18 protein-coding genes and 1 pseudogene are annotated in these 22,434 nt (G+C 72.4%); 2 read left to right on the forward strand and 17 right to left on the reverse strand.

The annotated features are described in order from the left end of the window. The first annotated feature begins 13 nt into the window (after positions 1 to 13). Entirely contained in the window at positions 14 to 1,333 is a 1,320-nt protein-coding gene (locus KMZ30_RS12860; protein ID WP_215513371.1) for an MFS transporter, read from the forward strand. On the opposite strand, the gene KMZ30_RS12865 is transcribed toward KMZ30_RS12860, so the two are convergent. The 16 genes and pseudogenes from KMZ30_RS12865 to KMZ30_RS12940 all read right to left on the reverse strand — a co-directional run bounded on the left by KMZ30_RS12865 (position 1,317) and on the right by KMZ30_RS12940 (position 19,576). Then, positions 1,317 to 2,327, reverse strand: a complete 1,011-nt coding sequence (locus KMZ30_RS12865) for a polyprenyl synthetase family protein (RefSeq protein WP_215513474.1) — start codon at positions 2,325 to 2,327, stop codon at positions 1,317 to 1,319. The genes KMZ30_RS12860 and KMZ30_RS12865 overlap by 17 nt on opposite strands. Before the next feature lie 11 nt (positions 2,328 to 2,338). After that, positions 2,339 to 3,898: an NADH-quinone oxidoreductase subunit NuoN gene (gene nuoN, locus KMZ30_RS12870; protein ID WP_215513475.1), complete on the reverse strand. Its 1,560-nt coding sequence runs from the start codon at positions 3,896 to 3,898 to the stop codon at positions 2,339 to 2,341. Further along, positions 3,898 to 5,439, reverse strand: a complete 1,542-nt coding sequence (locus KMZ30_RS12875; RefSeq protein ID WP_215513372.1) for an NADH-quinone oxidoreductase subunit M — start codon at positions 5,437 to 5,439, stop codon at positions 3,898 to 3,900. The genes nuoN and KMZ30_RS12875 overlap by 1 nt, the downstream gene beginning before the upstream one ends. Beyond that, a complete protein-coding gene (gene nuoL, locus KMZ30_RS12880; RefSeq protein WP_215513476.1) occupies positions 5,436 to 7,349 on the reverse strand; it encodes an NADH-quinone oxidoreductase subunit L in 1,914 nt (637 codons plus the stop codon). The genes KMZ30_RS12875 and nuoL overlap by 4 nt, the downstream gene beginning before the upstream one ends. A gap of 41 nt (positions 7,350 to 7,390) precedes the next feature. Further along, positions 7,391 to 7,690: an NADH-quinone oxidoreductase subunit NuoK gene (gene nuoK, locus KMZ30_RS12885; protein ID WP_207022496.1), complete on the reverse strand. Its 300-nt coding sequence runs from the start codon at positions 7,688 to 7,690 to the stop codon at positions 7,391 to 7,393. Then, a complete protein-coding gene (locus tag KMZ30_RS12890; protein ID WP_215513373.1) occupies positions 7,687 to 8,457 on the reverse strand; it encodes an NADH-quinone oxidoreductase subunit J in 771 nt (256 codons plus the stop codon). Before KMZ30_RS12890 ends, nuoK begins: the two co-directional genes overlap by 4 nt. Further along, positions 8,454 to 9,071, reverse strand: a complete 618-nt coding sequence (gene nuoI / locus KMZ30_RS12895; protein ID WP_215513374.1) for an NADH-quinone oxidoreductase subunit NuoI — start codon at positions 9,069 to 9,071, stop codon at positions 8,454 to 8,456. Before nuoI ends, KMZ30_RS12890 begins: the two co-directional genes overlap by 4 nt. After that, positions 9,064 to 10,443, reverse strand: coding sequence for an NADH-quinone oxidoreductase subunit NuoH (gene nuoH, locus KMZ30_RS12900; RefSeq protein ID WP_215513375.1), 1,380 nt, complete (start codon positions 10,441 to 10,443; stop codon positions 9,064 to 9,066). The genes nuoI and nuoH overlap by 8 nt, the downstream gene beginning before the upstream one ends. Next, positions 10,440 to 12,914, reverse strand: coding sequence for an NADH-quinone oxidoreductase subunit G (locus KMZ30_RS12905; RefSeq protein WP_215513376.1), 2,475 nt, complete (start codon positions 12,912 to 12,914; stop codon positions 10,440 to 10,442). The genes nuoH and KMZ30_RS12905 overlap by 4 nt, the downstream gene beginning before the upstream one ends. Further along, positions 12,911 to 14,236: an NADH-quinone oxidoreductase subunit NuoF gene (nuoF, locus tag KMZ30_RS12910; RefSeq protein WP_215513377.1), complete on the reverse strand. Its 1,326-nt coding sequence runs from the start codon at positions 14,234 to 14,236 to the stop codon at positions 12,911 to 12,913. The genes KMZ30_RS12905 and nuoF overlap by 4 nt, the downstream gene beginning before the upstream one ends. A gap of 368 nt (positions 14,237 to 14,604) precedes the next feature. Continuing rightward, positions 14,605 to 15,417 (reverse strand): annotated as a pseudogene (nuoE, locus tag KMZ30_RS12915) (NADH-quinone oxidoreductase subunit NuoE); the annotation flags it as partial. Continuing rightward, entirely contained in the window at positions 15,417 to 16,796 is a 1,380-nt protein-coding gene (locus tag KMZ30_RS12920; RefSeq protein WP_215513378.1) for an NADH-quinone oxidoreductase subunit D, read from the reverse strand. The gene KMZ30_RS12920 and the pseudogene nuoE, both read right to left, overlap by 1 nt. After that, on the reverse strand, positions 16,796 to 17,626 hold the full coding sequence (locus KMZ30_RS12925) for an NADH-quinone oxidoreductase subunit C (protein ID WP_215513379.1): 831 nt from the start codon (positions 17,624 to 17,626) through the stop codon (positions 16,796 to 16,798). Before KMZ30_RS12925 ends, KMZ30_RS12920 begins: the two co-directional genes overlap by 1 nt. Continuing rightward, the gene (locus KMZ30_RS12930) at positions 17,623 to 18,222 is read right to left on the reverse strand and encodes a NuoB/complex I 20 kDa subunit family protein (protein ID WP_030526705.1); all 600 of its coding nucleotides are present in this window, start codon (positions 18,220 to 18,222) and stop codon (positions 17,623 to 17,625) included. The genes KMZ30_RS12925 and KMZ30_RS12930 overlap by 4 nt, the downstream gene beginning before the upstream one ends. Positions 18,223 to 18,262: 40 nt before the next feature. Next, the gene (locus tag KMZ30_RS12935; RefSeq protein ID WP_173027699.1) at positions 18,263 to 18,625 is read right to left on the reverse strand and encodes an NADH-quinone oxidoreductase subunit A; all 363 of its coding nucleotides are present in this window, start codon (positions 18,623 to 18,625) and stop codon (positions 18,263 to 18,265) included. Positions 18,626 to 18,871: 246 nt separating this feature from the next. Beyond that, positions 18,872 to 19,576, reverse strand: coding sequence for a demethylmenaquinone methyltransferase (locus KMZ30_RS12940; protein WP_215513380.1), 705 nt, complete (start codon positions 19,574 to 19,576; stop codon positions 18,872 to 18,874). Between the two features lie 60 nt (positions 19,577 to 19,636). On the opposite strand from KMZ30_RS12940, the gene KMZ30_RS12945 reads away from it, so the two are divergent. After that, positions 19,637 to 20,956: an isochorismate synthase gene (locus KMZ30_RS12945; RefSeq protein WP_215513381.1), complete on the forward strand. Its 1,320-nt coding sequence runs from the start codon at positions 19,637 to 19,639 to the stop codon at positions 20,954 to 20,956. A gap of 229 nt (positions 20,957 to 21,185) precedes the next feature. Here the strand turns inward: KMZ30_RS12945 and KMZ30_RS12950 are convergent, their stop codons facing one another. Continuing rightward, positions 21,186 to 22,421, reverse strand: coding sequence for a geranylgeranyl reductase family protein (locus tag KMZ30_RS12950; protein WP_215513382.1), 1,236 nt, complete (start codon positions 22,419 to 22,421; stop codon positions 21,186 to 21,188). Between the last annotated feature and the right edge of the window lie 13 nt (positions 22,422 to 22,434).

Here is a 22,434-nt window from a genome sequence, read left to right on the forward strand (position 1 = left end):
CGATGCTGGCGCCGTGACACCGGACGACGGGGACTTCGTCGGGGAGCGCGTCCACCCGCCGCGCGGTCTCCCCCACCGTGCGTGGCTCGTCGCCGCCGTCACCCTCGCCGCGCTCGTCGCGGCCGCGGCCTTCCGCTCCTCGACCGGGGTGCTCCTCGAGCCGGTCGAGTCCGAGTTCGGGTGGTCGCGCGCGACGACCTCGGGCGCGGTCAGCCTCAACCTCGTCCTCTACGGGCTGACGGCCCCGTTCGCCGCCGCCTTCATGGAGCGGTTCGGCGTCCGGCGCACCGTCGCCGTGGCGCTCGTCCTCGTCGGCCTGTCGAGCGCCGCCACCACCGTGATGACCTCCGCGTGGCAGCTCTGGCTGCTCTGGGGCGTGCTCATCGGGATCGGCACCGGAGCGATGGCGCTCGTCCTCGGCGCCGTCGTCGCCAACCGCTGGTTCGAGCGGCACCGCGGGCTCGTCACCGGCATCTTCTCCGCGGCCAACGCCACCGGCCAGCTGCTGTTCCTGCCGGTCATCGCGCGGGCCGCGGCGGGGCCGGGATGGCGCTGGGCCGCCGGCGTCGTCGCCGTCCTCGCCCTGCTCGTCGCCGTCCTCGTCGCGCTGCTGCTCACCGACCACCCGCACGACCGCGGCCTGCTGCCCTACGGCGCGACCGCGGCCGCACCTCCGGCCGCCGCCTCGACCGAGTCACCGGCCCGCCGCGCCGTCTCGACCCTCGTGCGCGTCTCGCGCCGCTGGCCGTTCTGGGCGCTCGTGCTGACCTTCTGGGTCTGCGGCTGGTCGACGAACGGCATCATCCAGACGCACTTCGTCCCGGCCGCGCACGACCACGGGATGCCCGCGACGACCGCGGCCGGGCTGCTCGCCGTCGTCGGCGTCTTCGACATCGCCGGCACGGTCGGCTCGGGATGGCTGACCGACCGGGTCGACCCCCGGCTCCTGCTCGCCGGCTACTACGCCGGGCGCGGGCTGTCGCTGCTCGCGCTCGACGCCGTGCTCGCGCCCGGCGTCGAGCCGGGGATGTGGGTGTTCATCGTCTTCTACGGCCTCGACTGGGTCGCGACCGTGCCGCCGACGGTCGCCCTGTGCCGCACGCACTTCGGGGTCGCGGACTCGGGCGTCGTCTTCGGGTGGGTGTTCGCCTCGCACATGGTCGGTGCCGGGGTCGGCGCGAGCGTCGCCGGCTGGGTCCGCACCGCGCAGGGCGACTACCACTGGGCGTGGGTCGGCGCCGCCGTCCTCTGCTTCGCGGCCGTCGCGCTCGCGCTGGCCATCCCGAGGCGACCGGTCCGCGAGCAGGAGCCGGTGCTCAGCCCACTCGGGTGACGACGCCGGTGGCGAGGGCGTACAGCGCGTCCCTGGCGTCGCCGGCCGGCAGCGGCTCGAGCACCGACTGGGCCCGGCTCGCGACGGCGAAGGTGTGCTCGCGCGCCCGGTCCATCGCGGGGTGGGCGCGCAGCAGCTCCAGCGCCTCGGCGAGGCGTGCGTCGTCGTCGAGGTCGCCGCGCAGCAGCTCCTGGAGCCGCGCGTCGGCCGGGTCGGAGGAGGCGAGCACGAACAGCACGGGGAGGGTGCGCTTGCCCTCGCGCAGGTCGGTGCCCGGGGTCTTGCCGGTCTCGTCGGCCTCGGACGCGATGTCGATGAGGTCGTCGGCCAGCTGGAAGGCGACCCCGAGCCGCTCGCCGTACTCGCGCATCACCTCGACGGTCGCGTCGTCGCAGCCGCCGAACATCGCGCCGTAGCGGGCCGCGGTGGCGATGAGGACACCGGTCTTGTCGGCGAGCACCTGCAGGTAGTACTCGACCGGGTCCTGCCCCTCGGGGCACGGCCGGTCGTCGCGGATCTGCCCGGCGCACAGCCGGACGAAGGTCTGCGCCTGGATCTTGACCGCCTGCGGCCCGAGGTCGGCGACGATGTCGGACGCCGTGCCGAAGAGCAGGTCCCCGACGAGGATCGCGGTCGAGTTGTCGTACAGCGCGTTCGCCGACGGCGCCCCGCGGCGCACGTCGGCCTCGTCCATCACGTCGTCGTGGTACAGCGACGCGAGGTGGGTCAGCTCGACGCCGGCGGCCGCCGCGACGACCTCGTCGGACACCCCCGTGCCGAGCTCGGAGGCGAGCAGGGTGAGCAGCGGCCGGAACCGCTTGCCCCCGGCGACGGTGAGGTGAGACGACGCCTGCGCGATGAACGGGTCGTCGTGGTCGACACGCTGGGTGATGAGCGCCTCGACCCGGGCGAGCCCGTCGGTCAGCCGCTCGCGCAGCGCGTCCCCGGCGCCGGGCAGCGCGAGGACCGACGGGGTCCCCCGCTGCGCCGTCACCCCACCGGTGCTCACAGCAGGAACTGCGAGGCGTTGTTCGCGAGCTGCAGCACCACGGCCGGGGCGACGCCCGCGACGACGGTGATCGCGACACCGAGGGTGATGCCGATCGTCGACGGCACCGACGGCTGGAGGGCGACGACGCCCTCGGCCGGCTCGGTGAAGTACATGAGCACGATGAGGCGCACGTAGACGAACGCGGTGACCGCGGAGGCGAGCACACCGACGACGACCATGACGACCCCCGAGGTGCCCGACTCGACGGCCGGCGCGAACGCCGCGAACTTCGCCGTGAAGCCGCTGGTCAGCGGGATGCCCGCGAAGGCCAGCAGGAGGAAGGCGAAGACGCCGGCGACGACGGGGTGGTTGCGCCCCAGGCCCGCCCACTGCGACAGGTGCGAGGCCTCGGAGCCGTCCTGGCGGACCATCGCGACGATGGCGAACGCGGCGATGGTCGTCGCGCCGTAGGCCAGCAGGTAGAACATCACGCCGCCGATCGCGCTCTGCGAGAACGCCAGGACGCCGACGAGGATGAACCCGGCGTGGGCCACGGACGAGTACGCGAGCAGGCGCTTGACGTCGGTCTGCGTGACCGAGAGGACCGCGCCGACGACCATCGTGAGGATGGCGATGACGACGACGCCGATCTGCCAGTCCCAGCGGTTCGCGCCGACGCCGACGTAGGTCAGGCGCAGGATCGCGCCGAACGCCGCGAGCTTGGTGCAGGCCGCCATGAAGCCGGTGACCGGGGTCGGCGCACCCTGGTAGGCGTCCGGGGTCCACGAGTGGAACGGCACCGCGCCGACCTTGAAGAGCAGGCCGACGAGCACGAGGACGACACCCGGCAGGAGCAGGCCGTCGAGGTCGCCCGAGTTGGTGCGGATGGCCGTCGCGATGGCCGCCAGGTCCGAGGAGCCGGCGTAGCCGAAGAGCAGCGCCGCCCCGAAGAGGAAGAACGCGCTGGAGAAGGCCCCGAGGAGGAAGTACTTGAGGGCCGCCTCCTGCGAGAGCAGCCGGCGCCGTCGGGCCAGGCCCGTCATGACGTACAGCGGCAGCGAGAGGACCTCGAGCCCGACGAAGAGCGTGATGAGGTCGTTCGCCGAGACGAAGACCATCATCCCGAGGACCGCGAAGAGCGTCAGCGGGAAGACCTCGGAGGTCGCGTACCCGGCGCGGGTCGCGGCGTCCTCCTGGTGCGAGCCCGGCGTCGAGGCGCCCATCGGGGTGAACGCGTCGGAGCCGGTGCCGCCGAAGCGCTCGGCCATGACGAGGACGCCGATCGTCGCGAGGAGCAGCAGCGTGCCCTGGAGGAACAGCGCGACCCCGTCGACGGCGACCGAGCCGCCAAGGGTGATCGCCTGGTGGTCGCGGCTCCAGACGGCGAGGACGACGAGGGCGGCCACGAGGACGCCCGTCGTCAGCCACACCTGGATGGCGTGCCGCTTGGCCCGGGGCGCGAAGGCCTCGACGAGGACACCGACGAGGGCGCCCGCGACGACGAGGAACATCGGCAGGACCGCGAGGTAGTCGATGCTCACGGCCTTGAACTCGGCCGGCATCACGCTCGGCATCACTTGGCACTCCCGGAGGCGTCGGTGGCGGCGGCCGGGTCGGTGACGCCGACGATCTGCAGCGTCTTGTCCACGGCCGGGTTGACGATGTCGAGCACCGGCTTCGGGTAGAAGCCGAGGACGACGAACGAGGCGATGATCGGCGCGACGACCCACCGCTCGCGCGAGGAGAGGTCGCGCGGGGCGCTCCCCTCGGCGAAGGAGGGCTTCGGGCCGGTCATGACGCGCTGGTACATGAGGAGGATGTACAGCGCGGCGAGCACGATGCCGAGCGCCGCGATGACGGCCGCGACCTTGTAGCGCATGAACGTGCCCTGGAGCACGAGGAACTCGGAGACGAAGCTCGACAGGCCGGGCAGCGCCAGCGAGGACAGGCCCGCGACGAGGAAGGTGCCGGCGAGGACGGGCGTGACCCGCTGCCAGCCGCCGTAGTCGGGGATGCGCTTGCTGCCGTGCCGGGTCACGAGGAAGCCGGCGATGAGGAACAGTCCGGCCGTCGAGAAGCCGTGGTTGACCATGTAGAGGGTCGACCCGGCGCCGCCGACGCTCGTCATCGCGAAGATGCCGAGCACGATGAAGCCGAAGTGGCTGATCGAGGTGAAGGCGATGAGCCGCATCATGTCGGTCTGGCCGATCGCGAGCAGCGCGCCGTAGATGACCGAGATGACCGCGAGGGTGATGACGACCGGCGTCGCCCACTGCGAGGCCTCCGGGAAGAGCTGGAGGCAGAAGCGGATCATCCCGTAGGTGCCGACCTTGTCGAGGACGCCGACGAGGAGGACCGCGGTCGCCGGGCGCGACTCCGTGGCGGCGTCGGGCAGCCAGGTGTGGACCGGCCACATCGGGGCCTTGACCGCGAAGGCGATGAAGAAGCCGACGAACATCCAGCGCAGCGCGGCCGTCGAGCCGTCCATGCCGCCAATGAGGTTCTCGACGAGGAAGCCCTCCCGGCCGCCGGGGCCCGCGAAGTACACCGCGATGACCGACACGAGCATGACGAGCCCCCCGGCGAGCGAGAAGAGGAGGAACTTGACCGCCGCGTACTGCCGCTGCGGGCCGCCGTACAGCCCGATGAGGAAGTACACCGGGATGAGCATCGCCTCGAAGAAGACGTAGAAGAGGAAGACGTCGGTGGCGGCGAAGACGCCGACCATGAACGCCTCGAGGACGAGCATGAGCGCGAAGTAGCGCTTGAGCCGCCCGGCCTCGGCCTCGGGGACGTCGTTCCAGGCCGCGAGGAGGCAGACCGGCACGAGGATCGCGGCCATGACGATGAGCGCCAGCGCGATGCCGTCGACCCCGAGCGCGTACGAGACGCCGAACTGCGGGATCCACGCGTGCGTCTCGGTCAGCTGGAACATCGCGGTCGACCCGGAGTCGAACGCCACCCACGCGAGCACCGCGAGGACGAGGGTCACCAGCGAGGCCCCGAGGGCCACCGGGCGCGCGAGGCGCACCGAGCCGTTCGGCAGGGCCGCGACGACGACCGCGCCGAGCACCGGCACGACCATCATCAGGGTGAGGAGGGGCAGGGAGGTCACTGGATCACCCACAGAGCACCGAGGACGGCGACGACACCGGTGAGCATCGTCAGGGCATACGACCGGGCGTAGCCGGTCTGGAGGCGACGCAGCCTCGAGGAGAACCCGCCGACGAGGGCGGCGAGGCCGCCGGCCGCGCCGTCGACCCCCTTGCCGTCGACGTAGACGAGCGAGCGGGTCAGGTGGATGCCCGGCCGCATGAACAGGCCCTCGTTGACGGCGTCCTGGTAGAGGTCGACGCGCGCCGCGCGGGTGAGCACCGAGCCGCGCGGGGCGACCTCGGGCACGTCCTCGTTCCAGTACTGCCGCCACGCGAGGAAGATCCCGATCGCGACGAACAGCAGGGTCAGGCCCATGAGGACCGGCACCGCGAGGACCGGATGCTCCTCGCCGTGCTCGCCGACGACCGGCGCGAGCCACGAGACGATCGGGGCGGTCTCGGCGAAGGGCCACGCGAGAAGGAGGCCGAGGAAGGCCGAGCCACCCGCGAGGACCATCATCGGGACGGTCATGATCTTCGGCGACTCGTGCGGGTGGACCTCGTCGGTCCAGCGCTTCTCGCCGTGGAAGGTCATGAAGAACAGGCGCGACATGTAGAAGGCCGTGACCCCCGCGCCGACGAGCGCGGCGCCGCCGAGGACCCAGGGCTTCCAGCCCTCGCCGACGAACGCGGCCTCGATGATCTTGTCCTTGGACCAGAAGCCCGAGAACGGCGGGACCCCGAGGATCGCGAGCCAGCCGAGGCCGAAGGTGGCCCAGGTGATCTTCATGGCGCCCGACAGCCCGCCGAAGCGGCGCATGTTCACCTGGTCGTTCATGCCGTGCATGACCGACCCGGCGCCGAGGAACATCCCGGCCTTGAAGAAGCCGTGCGTCAGCAGGTGGAAGATCGCGAACGCGTACCCGACCGGGCCGAGGCCGGCGGCGAGCATCATGTAGCCGATCTGGCTCATCGTCGAGGCCGCGAGGGCCTTCTTGATGTCGTCCTTCGCGCAGCCGACGACCGCACCGAAGAGCAGCGTGATCGCGCCGACGATCGCGACGGCGAGGGCGGCGTCCGGGGCGGCGTCGAAGATGACGTGCGAGCGGACGACGAGGTAGACGCCGGCGGTGACCATCGTCGCCGCGTGGATGAGCGCGGACACCGGCGTCGGGCCGGCCATCGCGTCACCGAGCCAGGACTGGAGCGGGAACTGCGCCGACTTGCCGCAGGCGCCGACGAGCAGGAGCAGGCCGATGGCGGTGAGGGTCGACTGGTTCGCGCCGGCGACGCCCTCGTTGACGGTCGCGTAGTCGACACCGCCGAAGGTGATGAACATCGTCATGATCGCGATGGACAGGCCGAGGTCGCCGACGCGGTTGACGAAGAACGCCTTGTTGGCGGCGCTCGCGTAGGCCGGGTTCCAGTTCCAGAAGCCGATGAGGAGGTAGGACGCCAGGCCCACGCCCTCCCAGCCGACGAAGAGGAGCAGGTAGCTGTCGGCGAGGACGAGGACGAGCATCGCCGCGACGAAGAGGTTGAGGTAGGCGAAGAAGCGCCGCTTGTCGGGGTCGTGCTCCATGTACCCGAGCGAGTACACGTGGATGAGCGAGCCGACGAACGTGATGAGCATGACGAACGCGATGGACAGCGGGTCGACGAGCATCCCGAGGTCGAGGTCGAACGACCCGGCCGGCACCCAGCTCCACAGCGTCAGGTGGTGGGCGCGCGCCCCCGCGTCCTGGCCGAGCAGCTGGAGGAGCACGACGACGCCGACGCCGAAGCTCGCCCACGACAGGCCCGTGGCCAGCGCGGGGCCGACCTTGTTCGTGCGGCGTCCCCCGAGGAGGAGGATCGCCGCACCGAGGAGGGGCAGCGCGACGAGCAGCCACGCGACCGACGCGGCGCCGGTCGCGGGGGCCGCGGTCATCGCGTCGCCCTCGGTGATCAGAGAGTGCACGTCCTACTCCTTCAGAGCTTCAGCAGGTTCGCGTCGTCGACCGAGGCCGACCGGCGGGACCGGAAGATCGCCATGATGATCGCGAGGCCGACGACGACCTCCGCGGCCGCGACGACCATGACGAAGAGGGCGAGGACCTGGCCGTCGAGCGAGCCGTGCATCCGCGCGAACGTCACGAAGACGAGGTTCGCGGCGTTGAGCATCAGCTCGACCCCCATGAACACGATGATCGCGTTGCGCCGGGTGAGGACGGTGGCCGCCCCGACGGCGAAGAGGATGGTCGCCAGGTAGATGTAGTTGACCAGGCTCATCGCTCGCCTCCTTCGCGCACGTCGCGCTCGATCTGGCGCTCACCCTCGGTGTAGACCTCGGGCGAGCGGTTCTGGTCGCGGGCGGTGAGCACGCGCGAGACGGACAGCTCCGACGGGGTGCCGTCGGGCAGGAGGGCCGGGGTGTCGACGGCGTTGTGGCGCGCGTAGACACCGGGCGCGGGCAGGCCGGCGAGGTGCTCGCCGCCCTGGAAGCGCCGCTTGCTCCACTCCTTCTGGTTCGGGCCCTTGCCGAGGCGCTCGCGGTGGGCGAGGACCATCGCGCCGAGGGCCGCGGTGATGAGCAGCGCGCTCGTGATCTCGAAGACCCAGACGTAGCGGCCGAAGATCAGCTGCGCGACGCCCGAGACGTTGCCCTGGTCGGCGTTGATCGACGCCACGCCGACCGGGTCGCCCAGCGCGACGTGGCCGACCGAGAACCCGAGCAGGCCGCCGAGGCCGAGCACGAGGACGACGGTGGCCCAGCGCTGGCCGGACAGCGTCTCGACGAGGCTGTCGCTGGAGTCGACCCCGACGAGCATGAGCACGAAGAGGAAGAGCATCATCACCGCGCCGGTGTAGACGAAGATCTGGATGACGCCGAGGAAGTCGGCGTCCTGCGCGATGTAGAAGACGCCGAGGATGATCATCGTCAGGGCCATGCCGAGGGCCGCGTGGACGGCCTTCCTCGCGAAGACCAGGCCCAGGGCCCCGAGCACCGCGAGGGGCCCGAGGATCCAGAACATGATCTCCTCACCCGTGCCGGTCACGAGCCCACCTCCGCGTCCTGCTCGCCGCCGGCGCGGGCCGCGACGACCTCGCGCTGGCTGTCCGTGGCCTCGGTGACCTTGCCGAGGTAGTAGTCGCGCTCCTCCATGCCGTCCGCCATCGGGAACGGCGGCTGGAGCATGCCCGGCTGGAGCGGGGCGAGGAGCTGGTCCTTGGTGAAGATGAGGTCCGCGCGGTTGTTGTCGGCGAGCTCGTAGAAGTTCGTCATCGTCAGCGCACGCGTCGGGCACGCCTCGATGCACAGCCCGCAGAAGATGCAGCGCAGGTAGTTGATCTGGTAGACGCGGCCGTAGCGCTCGCCCGGGCTGAACCGGCCCGCGCCGCCCTCGCTGTCGTCGTTGTTCGCGCCCTCGACGAGGATCGCGTCGGCCGGGCAGGCCCACGCGCACAGCTCGCAGCCGACGCACTTCTCGAGGCCGTCGGGGTGGCGGTTGAGCTGGTGGCGCCCGTGGAAGCGCGCCTGGGTCGGGCGCTTCTCCTCCGGGTACTCCTCGGTGATGACCTTGCGGAACATCGTCGAGAAGGTGACGCCGAACCCGGCGACGGGGGCGAACAGGTCGGAGAAGAAGCCGGACTTCTTCTGCTCGTCAGCCACGAGTGGCCTCCTCGGTCTCGGGACGGGCGGCGAGGGCGGGGGCGAGCGAGGGCTCGCGCAGGCGCTGCCCGGGCATCGGTGGGACGGGGTGCCCACCGGCGTAGGGGTCGATCTCGGTCGGCACGCTGGGGTGCAGCGACGCCTCCTTGCGCTCGGCCCGGCTGTCCCACAGCCAGCCACCGACGAGCGCCAGCACCGCGATGATGCCGACGAGGGCCAGCGAGAAGGCGGGGAAGCTGCGGCCGGCGAAGTCGATGTTGCCGCCGAGCCAGCCGTTCTGGCCGGCGCGGAAGAACGCGACGAGGACGACCCACCCGAGCGTCGTCGGGATGAGGAACTTCCACCCGAAGCGCATGAACTGGTCGTAGCGCACGCGCGGCAGCGAGCCACGCAGCCAGACGAAGACGAACATGAACGCCCACAGCTTGGCCGTGAACCACAGCACGCCCCACCAGCCCTCGTTGAACATGCCGCCGTTGATGGCCGCGATGCCGGGAGGGGCCTGGGGGCCGCCGAGGAACATCGTCGTGGCCAGGGCCGCGACGGTGAACATGTTGATGTACTCGCCGAGGAAGAACATCGCGAAGCGCATCGAGCCGTACTCGGTGTGGAAGCCACCGGTCAGCTCGCCCTCGCCCTCGGCGAGGTCGAACGGCAGGCGGTTGGTCTCGCCGACCATCGTGATGACGTAGACGAAGAAGCTGAAGAACGCCGGGATGACGAACCACATGTTCTGCGCCTGCGCGGCGACGATCTGCGAGGTCGACATCGAGCCGGCGTAGAGGAACACCGCCACGAGCGAGAGGCCCATCGCGATCTCGTAGGAGATCATCTGGGCCGACGCGCGCAGGCCACCCATGAGCGGGTAGGGCGAGCCGGAGGACCAGCCGGCGAGGACGACGCCGTAGATGCCGATGCCCGCGACGGCGAGCACGAGGAGCACCGCGACGGGGGTGTCGGTCAGCTGGAACGGCGTCGTGTGCCCGAACATCGACACCTCGCCGGCCAGCGGCATGATCGAGAACGAGACGAAGCACATCGTCGCCGTGATGAGCGGCGCGAGGGTGAAGACGAAGGCGTCGGACGCCTTGGGCCGCACGTCCTCCTTGAGCATCGACTTCATGCCGTCCGCGAGGGTCTGGAGCAGACCGAAGGGGCCGTTGCGGTTCGGGCCCGGGCGCTGCTGCATCCGGCCGATGACGCGGCGCTCGAACCAGATGACGAGCAGCGTCGAGACCAGCAGGTAGACGAAGATGATCAGCGCCTTGACGAGGCTGAGCCACAGCGGGGTGTCGCTGAAGTCGGCCGCGGGGTTGTCGGTGCCCGCCGTGGCGAGCGTGCCGAGACCGGCCAGCGCGGTGACGGTGCTCATCGCGCACCCTCCTTCGAGACGGTGACGAGCGCACCGGGTGCACCCGCGAGGGTCGCCCGCAGGTCACAGCCCTGCGAGTTGGTCGGGAGCCAGACGACGTGGTCGGCCATCTCGCTCACGAGGACGGGCGCGGTGACCGTGGTCTGCGCCGCGCGCACGGTGAGGTGGTCGCCGTCGACGACGCCGAGCGCCTCCGCGGTGGCCGCCGAGATGCGGGCCACGGGCTTCGGGGCGGTGCCCGCGAGGAACGGCTCGCCGTCCTGGAGGGTGCCGCGGTCGAGCAGGTGGCGCCACGTCGCGAGGACGAGCGTGCCCTCGGTCAGCTCGGGGACCTCGCCGGCCTCGGCGACCGGGGCCGCCGGACGCGCGCCGGCCCATGAACCGAGGGACTGCATCTCGGCGCGGACCTCGCGCAGCGTGCGGGTCCCGAGGAACTCGCCCATCTCGTCGGCGAGCATCTCGAGCGCGCGGTAGTCGCTGACGTAGGAGGTGTCGAGCGCGGCCTCGAAGGCACGGACCCGGCCCTCCCAGTCGACGAACGAACCGCCCTTCTCGGCGTGCGCCGCGACGGGCAGGACGACGTCGGCGTGCTCGGTGACCGCCGAGCGCCGGATCTCGAGGGAGACGACGAACGGGGCGGCGAGGGCCGCGGCCGCGGCGTCGCTGCCGAGGTCGGCCGGGTCGACGCCACCGACGACGAGGGCGCCCAGCTCACCGGACGCGGCCGCGGCGACGATCCCCGCGGTGTCGCGGCCCGGCGTCTCCGGCAGCGCGGCGACCTGCCAGGCGGCGGCGATCTCGGCGCGGGCGGCGGCGTCGGCGACCGGGCGGGCACCGGGCAGGAGGGTCGGCAGCGCGCCGGCCTCGAGCGCCCCGCGCTCCCCCGCCCGACGCGGCACCCACGCGAGGCGGGCGCCGGTGGACGCGGCGAGGGCGGCCGCGGCGCTCAGCGCACCGGGGACCATCGCGAGCCGCTCGCCGACGAGGACGATGCCGCCCTCGCGCAGGCCGCGGGCGGCCTCCTCGACGACCTCGGAGCCGGACCCCTCCTCGAGGGCGCGCAGCACCTCGGGCTCGGTGCCCGGCGCGGTGGGGATGAGCGTGCCGCCCATCTTCGCCAGCCCGCGGGTGGCGACCGCGGAGACGGCGAAGACGCGGGTCTTGTGCTTGCGGTAGGCCTTGCGCAGGCGCAGGAACACGATCGGGGACTCGTCCTCGGGCTCGAAGCCGACGAGGAGGACCTGGCCGGCCCGCTCGAGGTCCGCGTACGTGACCGCGCCACCCTCCGGCCCCGTGCCGACGACCGTCGAGGCGAGGAAGTCCGCCTCCTCGGCCGAGTGCGGGCGGGCGCGGAAGTCGACGTCGTTCGTGCCGAGCACGGTGCGGGCGAACTTGCCGTAGGCGTAGGCGTCCTCGGCGCTGACGCGGCCACCGACGAGCACGCCGGCCTTCGCGCCGCGCAGACCCTCGGCCGCGCGCTCGAGCGCCTCGCGCCACGACGCGACCCGCAGCTCGCCGTCCTCGCCGCGCACCATCGGGTACTCGAGGCGGTCGGCGGTGCTCGCGTAGGCGAAGGCCCAGCGGCCCTTGTCGCAGTTCCACTCGTCGTTGACGAGCGGGTCGGCGGTCGCCATCCGGCGCAGGACCGTGCCGCGGCGGTGGTCGGTGCGGGTGGCGCAGCCGCTCGCGCAGTGCTCGCAGACGCTCGGGGTCGACACGAGGTCGAACGGGCGGCTGCGGAAGCGGTAGGCCGAGCCGGTCAGGGCGCCGACCGGGCAGATCTGGACGGTGTTGCCCGAGAAGTAGGACTCGAACGGCTTCTCCTCGTAGATGCCGACCTGCTGCAGCGCGCCGCGCTCGACGAGGGCGATGAACGGGTCGCCGGCGACCTGGTCGGAGAAGCGGGTGCAGCGCGCGCACAGGACGCAGCGCTCGCGGTCGAGCAGCACCTGCGAGGAGATGTTGATCGGCTTGGGGTAGGTGCGCTTGACGTCCTCGAAGCGCGAGGTGCTGCGGCCGTTGCTCATCGCCTGGTTCTGCAGGGGGCACTCGCCGCCCTTGTCGCAGACCGGGCAGTCGAGCGGGTGGTTGATGAGCAGCAGCTCCATGACGCCCTTCTGCGCCTTGTCGGCGCCCTCGGACGTGTACTGCGTCTTGACGACCATGCCGGGGGCGACGGTCATCGTGCAGGAGGCCTGCGGCTTCATCCGGCCGGGCGGGCCCTGCATCTGCGTGGGCTCGCCGGGGGTGCCGTCGGGGCCGGGGCGGCCGGGCATCCACACCTCGACGAGGCACTGGCGGCAGGCGCCGACGGGGTCCAGGCCCGGGTGGTCGCAGAAGCGCGGGATGTCGATCCCGGCGGTCTCGGCGGCGCGGATGATGAGGGTGCCCTTGGGCACCGACACCTCGACGTCGTCGATCGTCAGCGCGACGAGCTCGACCGGGGCCTGGGTCTCGGGCGTGGCAGTCATGCGGAGACGGTCTCCTTCGCGCCGCCGGCCGTGGCCCACAGGGTCGAGGCGGCCCGGTCGAACGGGCACCTCCCGTGGGTCAGGTGGGCGACGTACTCGTCACGGAAGTACTGGATCGAGCTCGTGATGGGGCTCGTCGCGCCGTCACCGAGGGCGCAGAAGCTGCGGCCCAGGATGTTGTCGCAGATGTCGAGGAGCTTGTCGAGGTCCTCCTCGCTGCCCTCCCCGTGCTCGAGCCGGCCGAGGATCTGCTTGAGCCACCACGTGCCCTCGCGGCACGGGGTGCACTTGCCGCAGGACTCGTGCTTGTAGAAGTCGGTCCACCGGTCGACGGCGCGCACGACGCAGACCGTCTCGTCGAACACCTGGAGGGCGCGGGTGCCGAGCATCGAGCCGGCAGCGGCGACGTTCTCGAAGTCCAGCGGCACGTCGAGGTGCTCGTCGGTGAAGAGCGGGGTCGAGGACCCGCCGGGGGTCCAGAACTTCAGCTTCTTCTCGGGGTCGCGCATCCCGCCGCACAGCTCGATGAGCTCGCGCATCGTGATGCCGAGCGGGGCCTCGAACTGGCCGGGGTTCTTCACGTGGCCGGAGACCGAGAAGATGCCGAAGCCGGTGGACTTCTCGGTGCCCATGCCGGTGAACCAGTCGACGCCCTCGAGGATGATCCCGGGAACGGAGGCGATGGACTCGACGTTGTTCACCGACGTGGGGCGGGCGTAGAGGCCCGCCGCACCCGGGAACGGCGGCTTGCTGCGCGGCTGGCCGCGGCGGCCCTCGAGCGAGTCGAGGAGCGCGGTCTCCTCGCCGCAGATGTACGCGCCGGCGCCGGCGTGGACGGTGATGTCGACCGTGCGCCCCGAGCCCTTGATGTCGGCGCCGAGCAGGCCGGCCTCGCGGGCCTCCTCGACCGCGCGCAGGAGGCGGCGGTAGACGTGGACGACCTCGCCCCGGAGGTAGATGAAGGCGTGCTCGCAGCCGATGGCGATCGAGCTGATGATGATGCCCTCGATGAGGACGTGCGGGTTCGCCATCATCAGCGGGGTGTCCTTGCACGTCCCCGGCTCGGACTCGTCGGCGTTGACGACGAGGTAGCGCGGGCCGCCGTCCGGCGGGGCCATGAAGGACCACTTCATGCCGGTCGGGAAGCCGGCGCCGCCGCGGCCGCGGAGGCTGGAGTCCTTGACCATCGCGAGGATGTCGGCCGGCTCCATCGAGAGGGCCTTGTCGAGGGCCCGGTAGCCGCCGCCGTCGCGGTAGGTCGCGAGCGTCCACGACGTGGGGTGGTCCCAGTCGCGGCTGAGGATCGGGGTCAGCGCGGTCATCACTTGCCCTTCCCGTCACTGTCGTCGGTGTCGTCGCCGGTGGCGTCGAAGAGGGTCGCCTCGGGCGAGGCGTCGTGGTCGGTCGGGACGCTGGCCGTCTGGGCCGAGACGACGGCGCGGCGAGCCTTGCCGGTCGGCTGCTCCTCCTGGCCGGGGGCGACGTCGACGGCGTCGGCCTTCGCCTCGGCCTGGCGCGCGACGCCCTGGACACCGTCACCGGTGGAGACGACGGCGGGGCCCTCGTCCTTCGTGGGGGTCGCGTCGTCGTCGTCCGCGGCCTTCGCGTCGCCCTCGTGCTTCTCGCCGGGGGCGTCGTCGGTCTCGTCACGCTGCGCGGCGGGCTCGGCCTTGTCGGCCCGGGCGTCGTCGCTGGCCGGCGTGGTCTCGGTGCTGCCCGGGGCCTCGTCGGTGGCGTCGGGCGCGGACCCGGCGCCGTTCGCCGAGGAGGAGGCGTGCGCACCCTCGCCCTCGGGGGCGGTCCAGCCGTTGCGCTTGGCGATCTCGAGGCCGAGGAGCGAGGCCGGACCGGCGCCCACCCCCTCGTCCGCGAGCCCGTCGGAGAAGCCCGCGAGCGTGCGGCTGACCTGCTTGAAGGTGCACAGGCGGTTCGGACCGCGGGTGGGGCGGACCTCCTTGCCGGCGCGCAGGTCGTCGACGAGCTCCTTGGTGGAGTCCGGCGTCTGGTTGTCGAAGAACTCCCAGTTCGCCATGACGACCGGCGCGTAGTCGCACGCGGCGTTGCACTCGACGCGCTCGAGGGTGATCTTGCCGTCCTCGGTCGTCTCGTCGTGGCCGATGCCGAGGTGCTCCGAGACGGCGTCCCAGATCTCGTCGCCGCCCATGACCGCGCAGAGGGTGTTGGTGCAGACGCCGACCGTGTACTCGCCGTTGGGGTGGCGCTTGTACTGCGTGTAGAACGTCGCGACCCCGCTGACCTCGGCGGTCGTCAGGTCGAGCAGCTCCGCGCACAGGTCGATGCCCCGACCGGTGACGTAGCCGTCGACCGACTGCACGAGGTGCAGCAGCGGCAGGAGCGCCGAGCGCTTCTGCGGGTAGCGGGCGATGACCTCCGCGGCGTCGGCGCGGAAGGTCGCCTCGACGTCGGTGGGGTAACGCTCCTTGGACTCCTCGGGCACCGTGAGGTGACCGGAAGCGGACTGCAGACCGAAGTCGCCGGCCATCAGCGGTCGACACCTCCCATGACGGGGTCGATGGAGGCGACGGCGACGATGACGTCGGCGACCTGCGAGCCTTCGCACATCGCGGCCGTGGCCTGGAGGTTGTTGAAGCTCGGGTCGCGGAAGTGCGCCCGGTAGGGGCGGGTGCCGCCGTCGGAGACGGTGTGGCAGCCCAGCTCGCCCTTCGCGGACTCGACCGCGACGTAGGCCTGGCCCGGGGGGACCCGGAAGCCCTCGGTGACGAGCTTGAAGTGGTGGATCAGCGCCTCCATCGAGGTGCCCATGATCTCGCGGATGTGGTCGAGGCTGTTGCCCTGGCCGTCACCCCCGACCGACAGCTGCGCCGGCCAGGCGATCTTCTTGTCCTCGACCATGACGGGCTGGCCGTCGGTGCGCTGCAGGCGCTCGAGGCACTGCTCGACGATCTTCAGCGACTCGTACATCTCGTCGATGCGGATGCGCAGGCGGTCGTAGGCGTCGCAGCCGGTGCGGGTGACGACCTCGAAGTCGTAGGTCTCGTACCCGCAGTACGGCGTGGCCTTGCGCAGGTCGTGCGGCAGGCCGGTCGAGCGCAGCACCGGGCCGGTGACGCCGAGGGCGATGCAGCCGGTGAGGTCGAGGTAGCCGACGCCGACGGTGCGGCCCTTGAGCAGCGGGTTCTCGTTGAGGAGCTTCTCGAGCTCGCCGAGCCCGGTGCGCAGCTCGGCGATCACCTCGCGGATCATGTCGACCGCGCCGTGGGGGACGTCCTGCGCCACGCCGCCGGGGCGGATGTAGGCGTTGTTCATCCGCAGGCCGGTGATCGCCTCGAAGACGCGCAGGATGCGCTCGCGCTCGCGGAAGCCGACGGTCATGACCGTCGTCGCGCCCATCTCCATGCCACCGGTGCCGAGGGCGACGAGGTGGGAGTTGACGCGGGTCAGCTCCATCATCAGGACGCGGATGATCGAGGCGCGCTCCGGGATCCGGTCCTCGATGCCGAGCAGCCGCTCGACCGAGAGGCAGTAGGCGGCCTCCTGGAACATCGGGGTCAGGTAGTCCATCCGGGTGCAGAACGTCACGCCCTGCGTCCAGGTGCGGAACTCCATGTTCTTCTCGATGCCGGTGTGCAGGTAGCCGATGCCCGCGCGGGCCTCGGTGACCGTCTCGCCGTCGAGCTCGAGGATGAGCCGGAGCACGCCGTGGGTCGACGGGTGCTGCGGGCCCATGTTGACGACGATCCGCTCCTCGTGGAGGGCGGTGGCCTCGTCGACGAGGTCGTTCCAGTCGCCGCCGGAGACGGTGAAGACGCGCGCGCCCTCGGTGTCGTCGTCGACGGATGCGCCGTAGGGGTCGGGGACCGTGAGGTCCTCGGCGACGGTGTCGTGCTCGTGGGTCGTCATCAGCTGTACGCCCTCCGCTGGTCCGGCGGCGGGACGGTGCCGCCCTTGTACTCGACGGGGATGCCGCCGAGGGGGTAGTCCTTGCGCTGCGGGTGGCCCGGCCAGTCGTCGGGCATGAGGATGCGGGTCAGGGCCGGGTGGCCGTCGAACTCGATCCCGAACATGTCCCAGGTCTCGCGCTCGTGCCAGTCGTTGCCCGGCCAGATGCTCACGAGCGAGGGGACGTGCGCGTCGTCGTCGGGGCAGGTGACCTCGAGGCGGAGCCGGCGGCTGCCGTGGGTGATCGACAGCAGCGGGTAGACGACGTGCAGCTCGCGCCCGGTCTCGCCGGGGTAGTGGACGCCGGAGGCACCCATGCACATCTCGAAGCGCAGGCCGGGGTGGTCGCGCAGGACGCGGGCGACCTCGAGGAGGTGCTCGCGCCGGACGAAGACGGTCATCTCGCCGCGGTCGACGACGACCTTCTCGACGGCCGCACCGAGGCCGGGACCGGCCTCGAGGGCGGTGCCGAGGAGGTCGGCGACCTCGTCGTAGTAGCCGCCGTAGGGGCGGGGCGAGGCGCCGGGCAGGAGCGTCGGGGTGACGAGCCCGCCGTAGCCGGTCGTGTCCTGGCCGCGGGTCGCGCCGAACATGCCGCGCCGCTCGCCGATCTGCACCGGCTCGGAGTCGGCGCCGGCGAGCTCGACGACGCGGCCGCCGCCGGTGTGCTGCGCGGTGTCGGACGAGCGGGGGTCGTCGTCGGTGCGGGTGGCCTCGGTGTCGAGGGCCTTGTCGGGCACCGGGGCGCCCTCGCCGCTCTCGAGGTGCTTCGGGTCCTTGGCGTCGCTCATGCGAGGAGGTTCTTCCCGGCCGGCGCCGCGAGGTGCGCGAGGTGGTCGTGGGTCGGCGCCATGAGCGAGGTCGGGGTGGCGCGCAGGGCGGCCTCCTCGGCGGCGCGGGCGGCGGCGACGCGGTTGACGCCGAGCTTGCTGTTCTGGATCTGGTCGTGGAGCTCGATGATCGCGTTGAGCAGCATCTCGGGGCGCGGCGGGCAGCCCGGCAGGTAGATGTCGACCGGGATGACGTGGTCGACGCCCTGGACGATGGCGTAGTTGTTGAACATGCCGCCCGACGAGGCGCAGACGCCCATCGAGATGACCCACTTGGGGTTGGGCATCTGGTCGTAGACCTGGCGGACGACGGGCGCCATCTTCTGGCTGACCCGGCCGGCGACGATCATCAGGTCCGCCTGGCGCGGCGTGGCCGAGAACCGCTCCATGCCGAAGCGGGCGATGTCGTAGTCGGGCGTGCCGACGGCCATCATCTCGATCGCGCAGCAGGCGAGCCCGAAGGTCGCCGGCCAGATCGAGGCCTTGCGCATGTACCCGGCGACGTTCTCGAGCGTCGTCAGGACGAACCCTGCGGGCAGCTTCTCCTCGAGTCCCATCACGCCTCCTCGGCGGTGTTGACGGTTGTGCGGGCGGTGCTCAGTCCCACTCGAGCCCACCCCGCTTCCAGACGTAGGCGTAGGCGACGAACACCGTGAGGATGAACAGGACCATCTCGACGAGGGCGAACAGGCCCAGCTGGTCGAAGGCCACGGCGAACGGGTAGAGGAAGACCGACTCGATGTCGAAGATGATGAAGAGCATCGCGGTCAGGAAGTACTTGATCGGCACGCGACCGCCGCCGGCGGCGCGGGGCGTCGGCTGGATGCCGCACTCGTAGGCCTCGAGCTTGGCGCGGTTGTAGCGCTTCGGCCCGACGACCAGGCTCGTCCCCACCGACAGCGCCGCGAAGCCGAAGCCGAGCGCCAGGAGGATGAGGAGGGGGACGTAGGGGTTGCTCATCGCGGGCGAACTCCCCTTTCGCTGCTCGGGTGCGACGGGTGGTCGACGGGCGCCGGGGCCGCACACGGCGTCCCCGCCATCCTAGGGGCGATGGCCGACGGCGCACCCAGGGGCGTCTCGCCCCCGGCCACGGCGCGTCGAGACGCGCGGTCAGTGCAGGTCACAGGTCCCTCGGATGCTTGTGAACGTGTTCACGAACGGTCGGAAGTCTAGGACGCGCCTCGCGGCGCCCGAACTGAGGTATGCCTAACCCTCGACGCCCGGCTTCGTGGCGCGGTGGAGGGCGACGATCCCGCCGCTCAGGTCGCGCCACTGGACGCCGCTCCAGCCGGCGTCCGCGACCTGCCGGGCGAGCCCCCGCTGGTCCGGCCAGGCCTGGATCGACTCGGCGAGGTAGACGTAGGAGTCGGGGTTGGAGCTGACCGCGCGGGCGATCCGCGGCAGCGAGCCCATGAGATAGGTCGAGTAGACGCGGCGGAACGCCCGGTTCGTCGGGCTGCTGAACTCGCAGACGACGAGCCTGCCCCCCGGCCTGGTCACCCGGAGGAACTCGCGCAGGGCGACGGCCGGCTCGGCGACGTTGCGCAGGCCGAAGCTCATCGTCACGACGTCGAAGGAGTCGTCGGCGAAGGGCAGGCGCATCGCGTCGGCCGCGGTGAACCCGAGGTCCGAGCGGCGGCGGTGGCCGACGCGGAGCATCCCCAGGGAGAAGTCGGCCGGGACGACGTCGACGCCGGAGTCGGCGAAGGGCTCGCTGCTCGTGCCGGTGCCGGCGGCGATGTCGAGGACGCGCTGGCCGGGGCGCGCGTCGCACGCGGCGACGACGGCCCGGCGCCACAGCCGGTCCTGGCCGAGCGAGAGCACGTCGTTCGTCACGTCGTAGCGGTCGGCGACGTCGTCGAACATCGACGCGACGTCGCGGGGGTCCTTCTCGAGGGAGGCGCGGGACATGGTGGCCATCCTCCCACCGATGCCGGAGGGCACCGCACCGCGCCGTATCGTTGCCTGCTGATGACCTCGCTCCCCGCGGGCCGGCCGGCCCCCTCCGCACCGGCGGCGCACGCCCCGGCGGCGCCCCTCGTGGCCCGGACCGTGCCGCTGGACCCCGCGCTCGCCGCGGACCTGCTCGCCGTCCTCCCCGCGGCCGGGCCGACCGACGCCTGCTCCTGGGTGCGCCGCGGCGAGGGCCTCGTCGGCTGGGGCCGCGCCGCGTCGCACGTCGCCGTGGGGGAGGACCGGTTCGGCGAGCTCGAGCGCTGGTGGAGCGGGCTCGTCGGGGGCGCCGTCGTGCGCGACGAGGTCGACCTGCCCGGCACCGGCCCGGTGGCCTTCGGGTCCGTCGCCTACGCGGCCGGGTCGGCCGAGGGCGGGACGCTCGTCGTCCCCGAGGTCGTCGTCGGCCGCCGCGGCGACGTCGCCTGGCTGACGACGATGAGCGCCGGGCCCGCCGTCCCCGGCGCCGCCGAGGTCGCCCCGCAGCCGGCGCCCCCGCGCCCCGTCGACGTCGCCTTCTCCGACGGCGCCCTCTCCCCCGCCGACTGGTCCGCCGCCGTGGCGACCGCCGTCGCCCGCATCACGGAGGGCGAGCTCGACAAGGTCGTGCTCGCCCGGGACCTCGGTGTGACGACCCGCTCGCCGCTCGACGTCCGCTGGCTGCTGCACCGCCTCGCCGAGCGCTACGACACGACGTGGGTCTTCGCCGTCGACGGCCTCGTCGGCGCCACGCCCGAGCTGCTCGTGCGCCGCGAGAAGGGGCTCGTGACGTCCCGGGTGCTCGCGGGGACCATCCGGCCGACCGGCGACGACGCGCACGACCTCGCGCTCGCGGCGTCGCTGGCCCGCTCGTCGAAGGACCTCGAGGAGCACGAGTACGCGGTGCGGTCCGTGGCCGACGCCCTCGCGCCGCACTGCTCGTCGATGAACGTGCCCGAGGCGCCGTTCGTCCTGCACCTCTCCAACGTCATGCACCTGGCCACCGACGTGGCGGGGGTGCTCGTCGACGACACGTCGTCGCTGACCCTCGCGGCCTCGCTCCACCCGTCCGCGGCGGTCTGCGGCACACCGCGGCTCGTCGCCGACGACGTCATCACCGAGCTCGAGCACATGGACCGCGGCCGTTACGCCGGTCCGGTCGGGTGGATCGACGCCGACGGCGACGGCGAGTGGGGCATCGCGCTGCGCTGCGGGGCGGTCGACCGCGACGACGCCTCGCGGATGCGGCTGTTCGCCGGCTGCGGCATCGTCGCCGGGTCCGACCCCGACGACGAGCTCGCCGAGTCCTCGGCCAAGCTCGTGCCGATGCGCGACGCCCTCACCGCCGACGCCCCCTGACCGCGGCCCCCTCGGGGTCGCACGTGCAGAAATCGACGAAAGTGTCGATTGCTGTACGCCGACGGCCCTCAGGCGCCGGGCGCCGGGCGCCGGGCGTCGGGCGTCGGGCGCCGGGCGTCGGCCCGAGGTTCCGCGCCCGCTGACCCGGCACGTGCGGGGTTTCCGCGGTCGCTGCCCCGGACGGACAGCGATGACCCCGCACGTGCGGGGTTTTCGCGGTCGAGGTCGGTCAGGTGAAGGGCGGGCGGGCGTCGACGGCGACCGAGCGCCGGCCGGCCCAGCGCCAGATGCGCGCCGAGGCGTCGCGGTCCTCGTCGGTGATCAGGTTGCCCATCCAGCGCAGCGCGAGCGTCATCAGCCAGTCGCTGCGCATCCCGACCGGGCCGAGGGCCGCGAGCGTGCGCGGCACCGTGAAGATCGCCGCCATCCGCCGGGCGATGGAGAACGCCTCGCCGTAGTGGTCGCGCAGCAGCGCCGGCCACACGGTCGCGAGGTCGTCGTCGAGGTGCAGGGCCGCGAGCCGGCCGGTCTCGAGGCCGTAGTCGATGCCCTCGCCGTTGAGCGGGTTGACGCACGCGGCGGCGTCGCCGACGAGCGCCCAGTTCGGGCCGGCGACGTTCGACACGGCGCCGCCCATCGGCAGCAGCGCGCTCGTCGGCATCCGCTGCTCGCCGGTCAGCCCGAAGTCGGCCCGGCGCTCGTCCGTGTACCGGCGCATGAGCGGCTTGATGGCGACCTCCGCCGGGCGGCGGGTCGTGGCCAGCGTGCCGACGCCGACGTTCACCTGGCCGCCGCCGAGCGGGAAGATCCAGCCGTAGCCGGGCAGCGCCTCGCCGGCGTCGCCGCGCAGCTCGAGGTGGCTGGAGATCCACGGGTCGTCGGCCCGGTCCGAGTCGACGTAGCAGCGGCCGGCGACGGCGTAGACGGTGTCCTTGTGCCACTCGCGGCCGAGGACCTTGCCCAGGCCCGAGCGGACCCCGTCGGCGACGACGAGGCGCTCGCACGCGATCTCGTGGGTGCTGCCGTCGTCGCGGCGGAAGGTGACCGACCGGACGCGGCCGCCCTCGAGCGTGGCGTCGACCGCCTTGGCGCCCTCGACGCCGGTCGCGCCGGAGTCGAGCGCGGCCTCGCGGATGCCGGCGTCGAGCTCGGTGCGCGGCACGGCCGAGCCGTGCGAGGGCAGCGTGCCCCCCGGCCAGGGCAGGTGCAGCGTCTGGCCGAAGCCGTGCGCCCGCAGGCCCTGGTTGACGGTGTGCGAGCGCACCCACTCGCCGAGGCCGAGCCGGTCGAGCTCGGCGACCGCGCGGGGGGTCAGGCCGTCGCCGCAGGTCTTGTCGCGCGGGAAGGTGGCGGCGTCGGCGAGGACGACGTCGCGGCCGGCGCGCGCGGCCCACGCGGCGGCGGAGGCGCCCGCGGGGCCGGCGCCGACGACGAGGACGTCGGTACGGGTGGGGGTGGTCGGCACGGGTCGATTCTCG

It is taken from the genome of Phycicoccus mangrovi (assembly GCF_018729305.1).
GTDB classification, from domain to species: Bacteria; Actinomycetota; Actinomycetes; order Actinomycetales; family Dermatophilaceae; genus Phycicoccus; species Phycicoccus jejuensis.

Coding starts and splice junctions, on each gene's coding strand:
- nuoL (WP_215513476.1), bottom strand. CDS start 7,349: ATGACCGCGGCCCCCGCGACCGGCGCCGCGTCGGTCGCGTGGCTGCTC.
- nuoK (WP_207022496.1), bottom strand. CDS start 7,690: ATGAGCCTGGTCAACTACATCTACCTGGCGACCATCCTCTTCGCCGTC.
- KMZ30_RS12905 (WP_215513376.1), bottom strand. CDS start 12,914: ATGACTGCCACGCCCGAGACCCAGGCCCCGGTCGAGCTCGTCGCGCTG.
- nuoF (WP_215513377.1), bottom strand. CDS start 14,236: ATGACCGCGCTGACCCCGATCCTCAGCCGCGACTGGGACCACCCCACG.
- nuoN (WP_215513475.1), bottom strand. CDS start 3,898: ATGCCGAGCGTGATGCCGGCCGAGTTCAAGGCCGTGAGCATCGACTAC.
- nuoH (WP_215513375.1), bottom strand. CDS start 10,443: ATGAGCACCGTCACCGCGCTGGCCGGTCTCGGCACGCTCGCCACGGCG.
- KMZ30_RS12925 (WP_215513379.1), bottom strand. CDS start 17,626: ATGAGCGACGCCAAGGACCCGAAGCACCTCGAGAGCGGCGAGGGCGCC.
- KMZ30_RS12935 (WP_173027699.1), bottom strand. CDS start 18,625: ATGAGCAACCCCTACGTCCCCCTCCTCATCCTCCTGGCGCTCGGCTTC.
- KMZ30_RS12920 (WP_215513378.1), bottom strand. CDS start 16,796: ATGACGACCCACGAGCACGACACCGTCGCCGAGGACCTCACGGTCCCC.
- KMZ30_RS12930 (WP_030526705.1), bottom strand. CDS start 18,222: ATGGGACTCGAGGAGAAGCTGCCCGCAGGGTTCGTCCTGACGACGCTC.
- KMZ30_RS12945 (WP_215513381.1), top strand. CDS start 19,637: ATGACCTCGCTCCCCGCGGGCCGGCCGGCCCCCTCCGCACCGGCGGCG.
- KMZ30_RS12940 (WP_215513380.1), bottom strand. CDS start 19,576: ATGTCCCGCGCCTCCCTCGAGAAGGACCCCCGCGACGTCGCGTCGATG.